Annotated in this window: 10 protein-coding genes; 7 read left to right on the top strand and 3 right to left on the bottom strand. The window is 58.9% G+C overall.

Annotation, left to right across the window (positions count from 1 at the left end; all coding sequences use genetic code 11):
* Nucleotides 1–353 precede the first annotated feature (353 nt).
* Nucleotides 354–734, top strand: coding sequence for a hypothetical protein (locus P0G09_RS10665; protein ID WP_005928763.1), 381 nt, complete (start codon nt 354–356; stop codon nt 732–734).
* Nucleotides 735–778: 44 nt separating this feature from the next.
* On the top strand, nt 779–5,467 hold the full coding sequence (locus P0G09_RS10660; protein ID WP_275252645.1) for a hypothetical protein: 4,689 nt from the start codon (nt 779–781) through the stop codon (nt 5,465–5,467).
* A gap of 307 nt (nt 5,468–5,774) precedes the next feature.
* On the opposite strand, the gene P0G09_RS10655 is transcribed toward P0G09_RS10660, so the two are convergent.
* Entirely contained in the window at nt 5,775–6,254 is a 480-nt protein-coding gene (locus P0G09_RS10655; protein WP_005928757.1) for a MarR family transcriptional regulator, read from the bottom strand.
* Between the two features lie 40 nt (nt 6,255–6,294).
* Nucleotides 6,295–7,959 carry a Na+/H+ antiporter NhaC family protein gene (locus P0G09_RS10650; protein WP_156059530.1) on the bottom strand — a complete coding sequence of 555 codons (1,665 nt, stop codon included), beginning with the start codon at nt 7,957–7,959 and terminating at the stop codon, nt 6,295–6,297.
* Nucleotides 7,960–7,973: 14 nt separating this feature from the next.
* On the opposite strand from P0G09_RS10650, the gene P0G09_RS10645 reads away from it, so the two are divergent.
* Nucleotides 7,974–8,237 (top strand): hypothetical protein, encoded by a 264-nt coding sequence (locus tag P0G09_RS10645; RefSeq protein WP_275252644.1) that lies wholly within the window; start codon nt 7,974–7,976, stop codon nt 8,235–8,237.
* A 13-nt stretch (nt 8,238–8,250) separates the two neighbouring features.
* Here the strand turns inward: P0G09_RS10645 and P0G09_RS10640 are convergent, their stop codons facing one another.
* Nucleotides 8,251–8,637 (bottom strand): thioesterase family protein, encoded by a 387-nt coding sequence (locus tag P0G09_RS10640; protein WP_005928748.1) that lies wholly within the window; start codon nt 8,635–8,637, stop codon nt 8,251–8,253.
* Between the two features lie 165 nt (nt 8,638–8,802).
* Here P0G09_RS10640 and P0G09_RS10635 point away from each other — a divergent pair, with 165 nt between their 5' ends.
* From P0G09_RS10635 to P0G09_RS10620, 4 genes are all read left to right on the top strand, one after another.
* Nucleotides 8,803–9,558 carry a TIGR02206 family membrane protein gene (locus P0G09_RS10635; protein ID WP_099357262.1) on the top strand — a complete coding sequence of 252 codons (756 nt, stop codon included), beginning with the start codon at nt 8,803–8,805 and terminating at the stop codon, nt 9,556–9,558.
* 233 nt (nt 9,559–9,791) lie between these two features.
* Complete coding sequence (locus P0G09_RS10630; protein ID WP_005928738.1) at nt 9,792–10,133, top strand: metalloregulator ArsR/SmtB family transcription factor; 342 nt, start codon at nt 9,792–9,794, stop codon at nt 10,131–10,133.
* A 79-nt stretch (nt 10,134–10,212) separates the two neighbouring features.
* A complete protein-coding gene (locus P0G09_RS10625; protein WP_117505659.1) occupies nt 10,213–10,434 on the top strand; it encodes a cation transporter in 222 nt (73 codons plus the stop codon).
* Nucleotides 10,435–10,757: 323 nt separating this feature from the next.
* Nucleotides 10,758–12,650, top strand: coding sequence for a heavy metal translocating P-type ATPase (locus tag P0G09_RS10620; protein WP_275252643.1), 1,893 nt, complete (start codon nt 10,758–10,760; stop codon nt 12,648–12,650).
* Nucleotides 12,651–12,665 lie beyond the last annotated feature (15 nt).

Raw genomic sequence — 12,665 nt, 5'->3', positions numbered from 1 at the left:
AAGTTTCTGCTTTATGGTCAACACGCAGACGCTGCCGCCCTGCCAAGGCCTCCCCTACTAGGGGAGGTGGCTTTGCGCAGCAAAGACGGAAGGGTTGTACAAAGGCGAAGCCTGCCCGTGAGACAGACCCCCCTGCCAAGGGGGGCTTTTTTTATGCGCATTTTGCTCCCAAAAGTGCCAAATTGTGGAACACGCCGGAAATACTGGAAAAACTTTGGGCAGAACACCGAAAAATTTTCACAGTTTTGTCCCTTATGGCCCATGCGGAGCCGCGGGGCGGTGTGGTATCCTTGATACAGTAAAACGTTCTGCATCCATGTGGCGAGACACTGCCCGGAAAGGAGGCCGTGGACATGAAATGTGTCGTAGTCGATATGCGCAACAGGCTCTTCGGCGATGCGATATCGGGTTCCCTGCAGCACTTTGACTCAGGGTTCCGGGTCTACCAGACCGAAGGAACCGCTGCGGAGGATCTGTGTGTGGATACCCATGCCGATGTTCTTGTTGCAGAGGTCACGGCCTACCCGCCGTGGCGGCTGGAACAGCGGCTGGACCTGTGCCGGAGGCTGCGGCAAGGGTTGCCCGGTTGCCGGGTGGCGCTGGTGGTAGATGAGGTGTGCGAGCCTCAACTGGCGGACCAGGTGCGGCGGGCGAAAAAGGACGGTCTGATCGACGGGTTCTTTTACAGCTCTGTCTCCTCCGACTATCTCTCTGCTATGATCGATGCCCTGTGATCCCCTTGAAACAAACAGCATGATTCTGGAAAGGAGCAACTACCATGACGAACAAGAAACTGAAGATGGCGGCAATGTCCGTGGCCCTGACCGCCTGCGTGGCCGCAAGCCCTCTGGCAGCAAACGCAGATGCTCCGGAAGCAGCTCCGGGAGAACCGAAAAAGGAGCCTGTGGCGGAGGAAACCAAGAAAGAGGAAAACACCGCAGAACCTCAGGTCAATCAGGAAGCGAAAAACGCTCAGGAGACCCTGAAGGATGCGGAAGTCAAATACAATAAAAACCCCACGACCAACCCTGACGGCTCCCAGAAGCTGGATGGCGTGATCGTGACCAACCCCGAGGGCAGCGGTGAGACCGGCAGTGAGACCGGCGGCGAGACCGGTGGTGACCCCAACCCCAACCCCGACAGCAGCGAGACCAAGCCCGGCGGCGAAACTGGCTCCGGTGAGACTGGCTCTGGCGAAACTGGCTCTGGCGAAACTGGCTCCGGTGAGACTGGCTCCGGTGAGACTGGCTCCGGCGAGACCGGCTCTGGTGAGACTGGCTCCGGCGAGACTGGCTCCGGCGAAACTGGCTCTGGCGAAACTGGCTCCGGTGAGACTGGTTCCGGTGAAACTGGTTCCGGTGAGACCGGCTCCGGCGAGACTGGCAGCGGCGAAACTGGCTCCGGCGAGACTGGCTCCGGTGAGACTGGCTCCGGCGAAACCGGCTCTGGCGAAACCGGCTCCGGTGAGACTGGCTCCAGCGAGACTGGCAGCGGCGAGACTGACACCGGCGAGAAAAAGCCCGAGAAAGTGGAGATCGGCACCGCTGAAAAGACCGAGAAGTCCGAGACCACCGTGGAGACGAACCCCAAACCCGGCGCAAAACCCATTGAGGACACCACCACCCCGCCCACTGTGGAGAAGAACCCGGACGGCTCCTCCACCATCACCCAGACCACCGTGACCCCCGGCACTGAAACCACCACCACCACCGGCACCGGCACGGCCAAGGGCGATCTGGATACCGTTGTCACAGAGACCCCCAAGGAGAAAATCGACCTTGAGAAGGAACTGGGCAAGGTGAACCCGGACATCAGCTGGAATATTGAGAAGGGCGCTGACGCGGTCAACGGCTACAAGGTAGAGGAAGTGACCAACTCTCCCGACGGCAACCAGCAGACCCTCAAGCTGAGGAAAGAGGAAGAAACCACCGCCGAGATGACCGCCGAAGACATCGCCAAGCTGGTGGATGCCGAAAAGCCCACGGTGAACCCCGACGGTACCTATACCCTCACCCGGACCGAGACCATTCTGGACGCAGAGGGCAACCCCCAGACCCGCACCACCTACATCACCATTCAGGACAACAAGGTCACCACCAAAACCACCACCGAGCTGACCATCACCCGGGAAAAGGAAAAGCAGGAAGGACAGGCAGACATCCCCACCGATGTGGTGCTTCCGGAAGTCGAGCTTAGCAACGGCGAGTCCCTGCCCTACACCAAGCTGGACGAGATGCTGCAGGAAAAGGGCGGCAAGGACGCCAGCGGCGTAAAGGACGGCACGTACACCTACACCGAGACTGCCGAGGATGGCACCGTCCGGGAGTACACCATCAAGATCGACACCACCAGCACCGATCAGCTGACCAACGCTGAGATCGTTGCCAAGCTGAACAACGACCGCTACTCCGTTGAGGGCGGCGATATCTACTACCGTGCCGACAACGGTGAGCGGGTAAAGCTGACTGTGGACCAGAACACCGCACTCCGCCGGAACCTGTCCATTGATGTCAGCGTCACCGAGACCAAGAAGGGCACCACCGAGGCTCCCGACAAGGAAACCGCCGAGAACGAGGTCAAGGACAAGGCTCTGCGGGAAGCTCTGTACAAGGCTGCCGGCGGCATGACCACCGATGAAGCCACTCTGGCAGAACTGAAGAAGGCAATCGATGCAGGCACCTTTAACCGGGATGAAGGCGGCGTCTTTACTGCCACTGTAGGCGGCAAGACCTACAGCTTTGAGTATTACGGTGCAAAGGTCGAAACCACCGTCACCGACGCCGTTGACCCCACCGTCCCGGGCAAGGATCCGGATAAGATCACCGATGTGAAGGACAACACCCTCGCCGGTTCTGCTCTGGTCACCTACGGCAAGGTCAGCTGGACCGATACGGAGACCGGTAAGTACCACGAGGTCACCGGCGACGCCGGCACGGTCATTCCCACTCCGCCGGAAGGCACTGAGGGCAGGTACGATGAGCAGGGTCGCCTTATCGGCTTTGACGAGGTCACCACGGACAAGAACGGTCACAAGGTCACTACCACCTACTACATCGAATACAAAACCCTGACCGACGCCGAGAAGGAAGCCCTTGCATGGGACGCCCTGCTCAAGGAGCACCCCGGCAAGACCAAGGCAGACCTGATCGCCGAGGGCTACAAGAACGTCCGCTTTGAGGGCGATGTCACCAAGGCAGAGTGGACCGTCACCAAAAAGACCGAGGGCACGGACGTGACTACCGATACCCTCAACAAGGTGCTTGTTGCTGAGGGCAGCGACAACTGGACCTTCAACGAGGACAAGTCCACCCTGACTACCGCTGACGGCAAGGTTTACACCAAGGTTGCAGACAACAAGTACACCCTCATCGAAAAGGACGGCAACAAGACCACCACCTACACCGTCACCGTAACGGAAGGGGAGCTCAAAGACGAAGATACCATCAAGGCTATGCTCGCCAAGGAGTTCGGTATTGACGCAATTGAAGCAGACAAGATCATCCTGAATGACAAGGACGGCAAAAAGATCGCCACCTATACCAATGGCAAGACCACCGTTACCATCGACTACAGCAACCTGAAGAAGAACACCCTGACCATCGACAAGTCGGTGGACGAGTCCATGCAGACCACTGTGGACACCAAGGATCAGGCTGCTCTGAACCAGGCATATGAGAACTTCTGGAATGACATCCTCACGAAGTATAATAACCGTGACAAGGAAAAGGGCGAAGAGATTTGGGTCGGTAACATCCAGGTCAAGCCTGATGAGGAAACCAAGAATAAGGTCATCACCTACCTCAAGACCTCTGTCACCCAGGCTGACATGACCACCGAGCAGCTCATCAAGGCTCTGAACGACCAGAAGAATCTGGCAAAGAAAACCGATGTCAAGGTCAACGAAGGCACCTATTATGAGGAGACTCTGAAAAACTACTACTCCGGCAAGGGAGATTTCGAGCATGCATATACTCCCTGGTATGATTTCTTTGGCATCACGAAGGGCGACGACATCGGTCATCTGGACCTTGCTTCCGGCGCCAAGCTGGACCTGCTGCCCGGCGAGGACGGCAAGTCCCAGACCACGGACTGCGTGCTGGTGAACCCCAAGCTGGAGTGGAACTACAGTGCCGAACATCTGCTGGCAGACCAGAGCAAGCTGGATAAGAAGGACCGGAACCACGATGCCGGTCTGGACAGCAAGATCAGCTACGACAAAGCACCTGGCGAGAAGGACGGTCACTACGAGTACGACCGCGGCGACAACAACAACCCCACGTCCAGCGCCTTCTACAAGGTCACCGGCACCGTGGCTTACGATGCGGTCAAGGACGAGAAGGGTAATGTCAAACTGTTCAAAGGTTGGAACGCCGAAAGGGACGCTGTCAACGCCTACCTGACTGCTGTTGAAAGCAGCAAAACCTACGATACTCTCACCGAAGAAGAGAAGAAGGAGATCCTCAGCACCTATGTCGTAAAGCTTGGCTCCTCCGGCTCCAATCCCGGCTCCCCCAAGGGCTATCAGGTCTACAAAAAGAGCTCTACCATGACTGCCTACGGCTACATGACCCGGGACGCCAACGTCTGCACCAACGCCACCGCCTCCAAACAGAATGATTCCCTGCAGTACGTGGGCGGCTACGATCTGATGATCTCCAAGCTGGTCCAGGTGCGGGAAGGTCAGGTAGTGGGCGAGAACCAGTCCTCCATCAAGACCCTCTTTGCTCCTGTCAGCGTCCGCTCTTCTTCCACCAAGACCAACAGCAGCATGACGGTGGGTACCAAGACGACCAGCACTCCTGTTGAAGAGTGGGCTACTGCCGGCTACGGCACCCAGACCGACGGCGAGTACAAGTACGATGTGGACCGTGAAAAAGAGCGGAGCCTGTGGCAGTTTGGCTACAGCGACGGCAGCTACAAGAGCTTTACCAACCTGATCCGGAACATCTTTAACGGTGATGGCAAGGGCACCGTGGAAGGCGGCTCTATCAAGTACGAGTACCACACCGAGAAGAACAAGGACGGCACCCCCGTGAAGTTTGAGGCAGACCAGATGGTAGTGACCACCAAGCAGGATGCGGAAGTGCACTACACCTTTACCTCTCAGGAGAGCCGGGATGTGTGGATCAAGGGCTACACCCAGACCGTGGTGCCGCCCGTGAACCCGGGCCCCGATGCGCCCGAGCTGCCGCCGGTGGAGGACGCAAAGCCCGCCCCCGCCCCGGCTCCCGCCCCCGAGGCTCCGGTGCTGCCCGTGGTGCAGGATGCAAGACCTGACCCCGCCCCCACTCCGGCTCCCGCTCCTGAGACCCCGGTGCTCCCGGCGGTGCAGGATGCCAAGCTGATCCAGACCGGCACCAGCGGCTGGCTGGCAGACCTGATGCTGGGCGCAGGCATGGTGCTGTCTGCAGCGGGATATTGGATGGAGCGCAAGCGCAAGGCCATGTTCTACAAGTCCCAGCACTGAACCCCAACCCCCAAAGGCCCCGGGCAAACGCCCCGCTGCCCCTTTGGGCCATGCATCACATTCCTTAACGATTCCCCCAAAAAGTTACTCCCCCAGAATCTCCTGCCAATCGCTATTCCCTGAGGCAGCGGGCCCGCACGCCGCTGCCTCGCCCCGGAGGGTCCCGCAAGCCCTCCGGGGCTTTTTTGTTGGCCGCATGGCCCGCTCCGGCAGAAAAAAACAGGGCTGCTCCACATCTCTGTGGGGCAGTCCTGTCTGGCTGCGCGGGGCGGCGCATGGGCTTCCGGGGTTTCCGGAAGGGTGCGGCTCAGCGCGCGGTTTTCTTTTCCTCCGGAGCCTCCGGGTTGTTTTCCAGGTTCAGCTCGGGCATCAGCTCGTTGCTGATGATGGTCAGCATCTGTTCCAGCTTCTTCACGTCCTCTTTGGGGAAGCGCTTGTTCACCCGCTGGACCACCGTGCTCAGGTAGGAGTAGCTGATGTTGTAGTAGTCGATATACTTCTGGGTGGGCCGCAGGTGATACTCCCGGCGGTCGGTGGTGGACTGGATCTTTTCCACATAGCCCTTGCGCACCAGCGAGCCGATCTTATACGCCGCGTTGGGGGTGGAGATCTGCATCATCCGGGAAAACTCCGCAATGGTGGGCTCCCCCATGGCCATGATGCCCTCCATGCAAAAGGATTCCACTGTGGTCAGGGTCGCCTCACGGGTGGCAAAGCGCTGGAACACGTTCTGGTAGAAATGGAGCTTGAACTTGGTATAGACATCGTTGAATGCTTTTTCCAGCATGGTACGGTCTCCCTTCGAACACTCAATTTCCTTTAGTATATCACGCTTTGGTCTTTTTGCCCAGCTTTACGCGCAGAATGTTCAGCACCACCAGCTCCAGCACAATGGCAACGCCCAGCAGGATCAGCGAGGTCCACAGGCTGGCGCTGCTGCCCAGGAACATCTGGGTCAGGCCGGTGATCACATAGCACGCGGCGGAACAGGAAGCGGCGGTAATGGCGTAGGGCAGCTGGGTGGAAACATGGTTCACATGGCTGCAATGCGCACCGGCAGAGGCCATGATGGTGGTGTCGGAAATGGGAGAGCAGTGGTCACCGCACACAGCGCCGGACAGGCAGGCCGCAATGGAGACCACCAGCATCTCGCCCTGCGGGAAAGCGTGGCAGACAATGGGGATCAGGATGGAGAAGGTGCCCCAGGAGGTGCCGGTGGCAAAGGCCAGGAACACCGCCACCAGGAAGATGATGACTGGCAGCAGGTACTGCAGGGCGGCAGCGGAGCCGCCCAGCAGGTTGGCAACGTAATATTTTGCACCCAGCAGGTTGGTCATGCCGGAAAGCGTCCAGGCCAGGGTCAGGATCAGCATGGGGCTGACCATGGCCTTGAAGCCCTCGGGGATGCAGGCGGCAAAATCCTGGAACGTCATCACGCTGCGGACACGGTAGAACACAAAGGTGAACATCAGGGCAATGCTGCTGCCCAGCACCAGACCGGCGGAGGCGTTGCAGTCGGAGAAGGCGGTGATGAAGTCCACGCCCTCAAAGAAGCCGCCGGTGTAGATCAGGCCAAGGATGCAGGCCGCGATCAGCACCAGCACCGGGGCCACCAGATCAATGACATGGCCGTGGGCATCGTCCTCGGTATCCACATCGTCGCCGTAGGGGCGGTCGGCCGTGGTGAAAAGGTCGCCGGCCCGGGCGTTGTCCTCGTGCTGCTTCATGGAGCAGTAGTCCGTGCCCGTGAAGATGAGGAACAGGCTCATCACAATGGTCAGCAGGGCGTAATAGTTGTAGGGAATGGTGCGCAGGAACATGGTAAAGCCGTTGATGCCGGAGCCTTCGGGCACGCTGGAGGTAACGGCGGCGGCCCAGCTGGACACCGGCGCAATGATGCACACCGGGGCTGCGGTGGAATCAATGAGGTAGGCCAGCTTTGCGCGGGAGACCTTCTGCCGGTCGGTCACGGGACGCATCACGGAGCCCACGGTCAGGCAGTTGAAGTAGTCGTCCACAAAAATGAGCACGCCCAGAATCAGGGTGGCAAACTGCGCCCCGGCCCGGGTGTGGATGTGGGTGGAGGCCCAGCGGCCAAAGGCGGCGGAGCCGCCGGCCTTGTTCATCAGGGCCACCAGAATGCCCAGCATCACCAGAAAGACCAGAATGCCCACGTTGCTGCTGTCAGAGAGCTTGGCGACCATGCCGCCGTCCTCGTTGAAGAACAGGGTGGTGACCGCCAGCTCCAGGTTGCCGTTGGCAAAGAGCAGCGCGCCGGTGGCAATGCCCACCAGCAGGGAGGTGTAGACCTCCTTGGTGTTCAGGGCCAGCACAATGGCCACCACCGGCGGCAGCAGGGAAAGCATGGAGCTGTACACCGCGGGGGCGTAGCTGGCCGGGTCGGCAATGGTGCCGGGGGTGGCTGCGGTGCACCACAGCAGCAGGGCAAACACCAGCAGTGCCCCCACCCAGGAGAGATTTGTCTTTTTCATAAATGATTCCTCACTTGATTTTTTGTCCCGGCCCGGGGCAGACTATCCCTATTGCAAACGGAAAGGGGGCCGCCGCCACGCCGGATTATAAAACGCTGTATTTTGAGCTGTTCCGCGCCAACGAACAGGCCATCCGCCTGCTGACCGCCGCCCAGCAAAAGGCGGAAGCGCAGGTGATGGAAGAGGACAGAGAGCCGCTGTATATGCACGGTCAGCCTGCCCACAATGCCAAAGGCTCCCCCTTTGGGGGAGCTGGCAGCGCCAACGGCGCTGACTGAGAGGGCGAGGCCGTTACCCCTTTTTGCTCTCTGCCTTTGCGGCAAACTTGGCGTTGTTGATGATGAACCGCTCGTGCACGCCGCCGCCCACGGGGCCTTTCTCGTCGTGCAGGGAGACCTTGAACACCAGCTTGCGGCCCTCCACAGCGGTCAGCTCGCTCTCGCAGGTCACGGTCATGCCCACAGGGGTGGGGGCGCTGTGCTCCAGCTCCAGCCGGGTGCCCACGGTGCCGCAGCCCTCGTCCAGCGCGGCGGCAACGCTCATCCAGCAGGTTTTTTCGGCCAGTGCCACCAGCGCGGGGGTGGCAAACACGTCCAGCGTGCCGCTGCCCATGGTCTTTGCAGTGTTCTCGGAAGTAACGGCGACACTCTGCTCGCCGCGGATTCCAGCTTCCAACATAAAAATACGTCCTTTCCAGATGCCCGAAGGCGAAAATTTAGAAATACATTGTTAGAATACCACACTTTTGGCACAGATGCACCTGTTTGGGCGTTTTTTTCTGCAAATCTCTTTCTGTTTGGCGCAATTTGCGGTATCATTGGCCCGAAAGGGATGGAAAAAAACATGAACGACTTCTGGAAATCCTACGATATCACCCATGCGGAGCTTGGCCCGAACTTCCGGTGTTACCCGCTGTACGGTAAAATCCATTTGATCGAGCTTGCCCTCTCGTTGGTGTTCATTGTGGGGATGGCCCTGTGGTACCGCCGCAGCTCGGCCTCTGCCCGGCGGCGCATCCTCGTGGGCGTTACCATTGCCCTGCTGGCCGATGAAGCTGCCCTGCTGCTGGGCATGGCTCTGACCGGTCAGTGGAACTGGAGCTATCTGCCTCTCCATCTGTGCAGCATCAATGTGTTCGTCTGTCTGTACAATACCCTCACCGATCAGAACTGGTGCAAGGAGGAACTCTATGCCCTCTGCATCCCCGGTGCGGCGCTGGCTCTGCTCTGCCCCAGCTGGCTGGACGTGCCCTCCTGGTGGACGCTCATCAATCTGCACTCGATCAGCATCCATGCCCTGCTGGTGCTCTACCCGGTTCTGCTTGTGGTGAGAGGCTACCGCCCCAGCGCCCGCCGTGCCCCGCAAGTGCTGGCTTTTTTGTTTGGCTCTGCCCTGCCTATTTACTTCTTGAATAAACCACTGAATACCAATTTCTACTTTCTGAACAATCCCTACGGCAATGTCATCACCAGTGCGTTTACCCGCTTGCTGGGTGAAAAATACTATATTCTGGGCTTTCTGCCCGCCATTGCGGTGGCGCTGTGTCTGATGTATCTGCCGTGGGTGGTAGCGGATGCCCGGCACAAAAAGAGAAAATAAGTGCTTTCTGCAAGCTGCCTTGTCCCCACCGGGCAGGGCGGCTTTTTGTTTGCTCCAAAACGCCTGCTGTTTGCAAATTAAAACTGCAAATTTCTTGCGTTTTGCGGTTTGTTTTAACTTTTTTGAAAAGTGGACAGAAATCTTTGCAAAACCCCTTGACAGAAGTTCTTCTGCATGATAACATGAACACATGAACAAACGTTCATGTAAAACACGGCAAAAGGAGAACGGCCATGATCGGATTGGAGCAGATGACCCCGGCGGGGCAGGAAAACACGGAACCGGTGGTGATGCCGGATGACGAGGTGCTGTATGAGCTGGCCGACCTGTTCCGGGTGTTTGGCGACTCCACACGCATCAAGATCTTATATGCGCTGCATGACAATGAGCTTTGCGTGCAGGACATTGCCAATGCGGTGCAGCTGAGCCAGTCGGCAGTAAGCCACCAGCTCCGGGTGCTTAAGGACACCAAGCTCGTGCGCTTCCGCCGGGATGGCAAAACCGTTTACTATGCACTGGATGATGACCATGTGAGAAGCATCCTGTCGATGGGCATGGACCACATTGAGGAGTAAACGGAAAACGCAGTACAAAGCCTCCGGGTGCACAAGGCGTGCCTGAGAGGTCCACATAAAATAAAGAGAGGTACCTATGATGAAGAAGACCTACAAGATCGAAGTTGACTGCGCAAACTGCGCCCAGAAGATGGAGGATGCCGCCAACACCGTTGCAGGTGTGGCACAGGCTACCGTCAGCTTTATGACCCAGAAGATGAAGGTCGAGTTTGCTGAGGGTGCAGACCCCCACGATACCATGGTGAACGTTCTGGCTGCCTGCAAAAAGGTCGAGGACGACTGCGAGATCTTTGATATCTGAGGAAACAGGGGTTTGTAACTCCGGTGCGGCTCCCCTGCGGGGGAGCTTTTTGTGACGCATTTTTCGGGCAGAACGGCCCAAAAGCCGGTGTGGGAAACTGTGGAAAAGAAAACGGATTTTCAACAGTTTCCACCGGGTTTTCAACAGCTTCTGCGAAAAAGTGCAAAAAGAAACGCGAAAAAGCAGGTTTTCTCCGGGAAAAGTCCGTGGAAAACTCAGGGGAAAACGTGGAAAAGTCTACCCCGTGGGGAAAACCTGTTGAATCCACCCCGCCCGCCGCGGCGCATTGCGGCCCAGAACCCAGAAAAAAGGAGAGTACAGATATGAATAAAAAGCAGAAGAAGAACCTGTACCGGATCATTGCTGCTCTGGTGCTGGTGCTCATCCTCAAATTGCTGCCCCAGTTCCCCACGCCGGTGGAGCTGCTGCTCTACTGCATCCCCTATCTGGTGGTCGGCTGGGATGTGCTCCGCAAGGCACTGCTGGGCATCAAGAACCGCCAGCCCTTTGACGAGTGCTTCCTGATGGCTGTTGCCACCGTGGGCGCGTTTGCGCTGGGCGATTATGTGGAGGGCTGTGCCGTTATCATCTTCTACCAGATCGGCGAGCTGTTCCAGAGCGTGGCCGTGGGCAAGAGCCGCCAGAGCATTTCCAGCCTGATGGATATTCGCCCCGATTACGCCAACATTGAGGACGAGGACGGCAGGCTGGAGCAGGTGGACCCCGATGATGTGGAGGTGGGCACCGTGATCGTGGTCCAGCCCGGCGAGCGGGTGCCCATTGATGGCATCATCGTGGAGGGAACTTCTGCCCTGAACACTGCCGCCCTGACCGGCGAGAGCCTGCCCCGGGATGTCCGCTCCGGCGATGAGGTCATCAGCGGCTGTGTGAACATGACCGGCCTGCTGAAGGTGCGGACCACCAAGGAGTTCGGCGAGTCTACCGTTTCCAAGATCCTCGACCTTGTAGAAAATTCCAGCATGAAGAAGGCCCGCACCGAGAACTTCATCACCCGCTTTGCCCGGGTCTACACCCCCGCTGTCTGCTACGGCGCACTGGCGCTGGCCTTTGTTCCCCCCATCGTTCTGCTGCTGATGGGCCAGCCCGCCCGCTTCGGTGACTGGGTCTACCGCGCCCTGACCTTCCTGGTCATCAGCTGCCCCTGCGCTCTGGTCATCTCCATTCCGCTGAGCTTCTTCGGCGGCATCGGCGGCGCGTCTGCCTGCGGCATCCTGGTCAAGGGCTCCACCTATCTGGAGGAGCTGGCCCGCACCGGCATCGTGGTGTTTGATAAGACCGGCACCCTGACCCAGGGCACCTTCAAGGTGGTGGGCATCCACCCTGAAAACGGCGTGACCGGGGATGCCCTTGTGGAAGCCGCCGCTCTGGCCGAGAGCTGGTCCAAGCACCCCATCTCCCTGAGCATCAAGAACGCTTACGGTAAGGACATCGACCCCAACCGTGTGACCGATGTGCAGGAGCTGGGCGGCCACGGCGTGACCGCAAAGGTGGACGGCAAAACCGTCGCTGCCGGCAACGCCCGCCTGATGGCAAAGCTGGGCCTGACGGTTCCCGAGATCACCGAGCCGGGCACCATCGTCCATGTTGCCATGGAGAGCAGATACGCAGGCTATCTGCTCATCGCCGATGTGGTCAAACCTCACAGTGCCGCTGCCATCAAGGGCCTGAAACAGGCCGGTGTCCGCAAGACGGTCATGCTGACCGGCGACGCGGAGCCTGTGGCAAAGGCCGTTTCCGCCGAGCTGGGTCTGGATGAATACCATGCAGGTCTGCTGCCTGGCGACAAGGTGGACCAGATCGAAACGCTCCTCGCCGCAAAGCAGCCCAAAGAAAACCTCGCCTTCGTGGGCGACGGCATCAACGATGCCCCGGTTTTGTCCCGTGCCGATGTGGGCATCGCCATGGGTGCTCTGGGCTCCGATGCTGCCATCGAGGCCGCTGACGTTGTCCTGATGGACGATGACCCGGCCAAGATCGCGCTGGCCATGCGCATTGCCCGCCGCACCCTGCGCATCGTGTATCAGAACATCGTGTTTGCTCTGGCGATCAAGTTCGCCTGCCTGGTGCTGGGTGCGCTGGGTCTGGCCAGCATGTGGACCGCCATCTTCGCCGATGTGGGCGTGATGGTGCTGGCTGTGCTGAACGCCACCCGTGCCCTGTACACCAAAGATCTTGCAAAAAAGAATGTGCAGTGACCGTGCTTTCTGTCC

The organism is Faecalibacterium sp. DFI.5.82 (genome assembly GCF_029076575.1).
GTDB classification, from domain to species: domain Bacteria; phylum Bacillota; class Clostridia; order Oscillospirales; family Ruminococcaceae; genus Faecalibacterium; species Faecalibacterium duncaniae.
Note: the sequence above shows the minus strand (reverse complement) of the source record. Positions and strands in the feature narration are given on the sequence as shown.

What these genes read in the sequence shown, in the direction of transcription:
- P0G09_RS10650 (WP_156059530.1), bottom strand. Translation starts at nt 7,959, where the DNA reads ATGAAAAAGACAAATCTCTCCTGGGTGGGGGCACTGCTGGTGTTTGCC.
- P0G09_RS10630 (WP_005928738.1), top strand. Translation starts at nt 9,792, where the DNA reads ATGATCGGATTGGAGCAGATGACCCCGGCGGGGCAGGAAAACACGGAA.
- P0G09_RS10655 (WP_005928757.1), bottom strand. Translation starts at nt 6,254, where the DNA reads ATGCTGGAAAAAGCATTCAACGATGTCTATACCAAGTTCAAGCTCCAT.
- P0G09_RS10635 (WP_099357262.1), top strand. Translation starts at nt 8,803, where the DNA reads ATGAACGACTTCTGGAAATCCTACGATATCACCCATGCGGAGCTTGGC.
- P0G09_RS10620 (WP_275252643.1), top strand. Translation starts at nt 10,758, where the DNA reads ATGAATAAAAAGCAGAAGAAGAACCTGTACCGGATCATTGCTGCTCTG.
- P0G09_RS10640 (WP_005928748.1), bottom strand. Translation starts at nt 8,637, where the DNA reads ATGTTGGAAGCTGGAATCCGCGGCGAGCAGAGTGTCGCCGTTACTTCC.
- P0G09_RS10660 (WP_275252645.1), top strand. Translation starts at nt 779, where the DNA reads ATGACGAACAAGAAACTGAAGATGGCGGCAATGTCCGTGGCCCTGACC.
- P0G09_RS10625 (WP_117505659.1), top strand. Translation starts at nt 10,213, where the DNA reads ATGAAGAAGACCTACAAGATCGAAGTTGACTGCGCAAACTGCGCCCAG.
- P0G09_RS10665 (WP_005928763.1), top strand. Translation starts at nt 354, where the DNA reads ATGAAATGTGTCGTAGTCGATATGCGCAACAGGCTCTTCGGCGATGCG.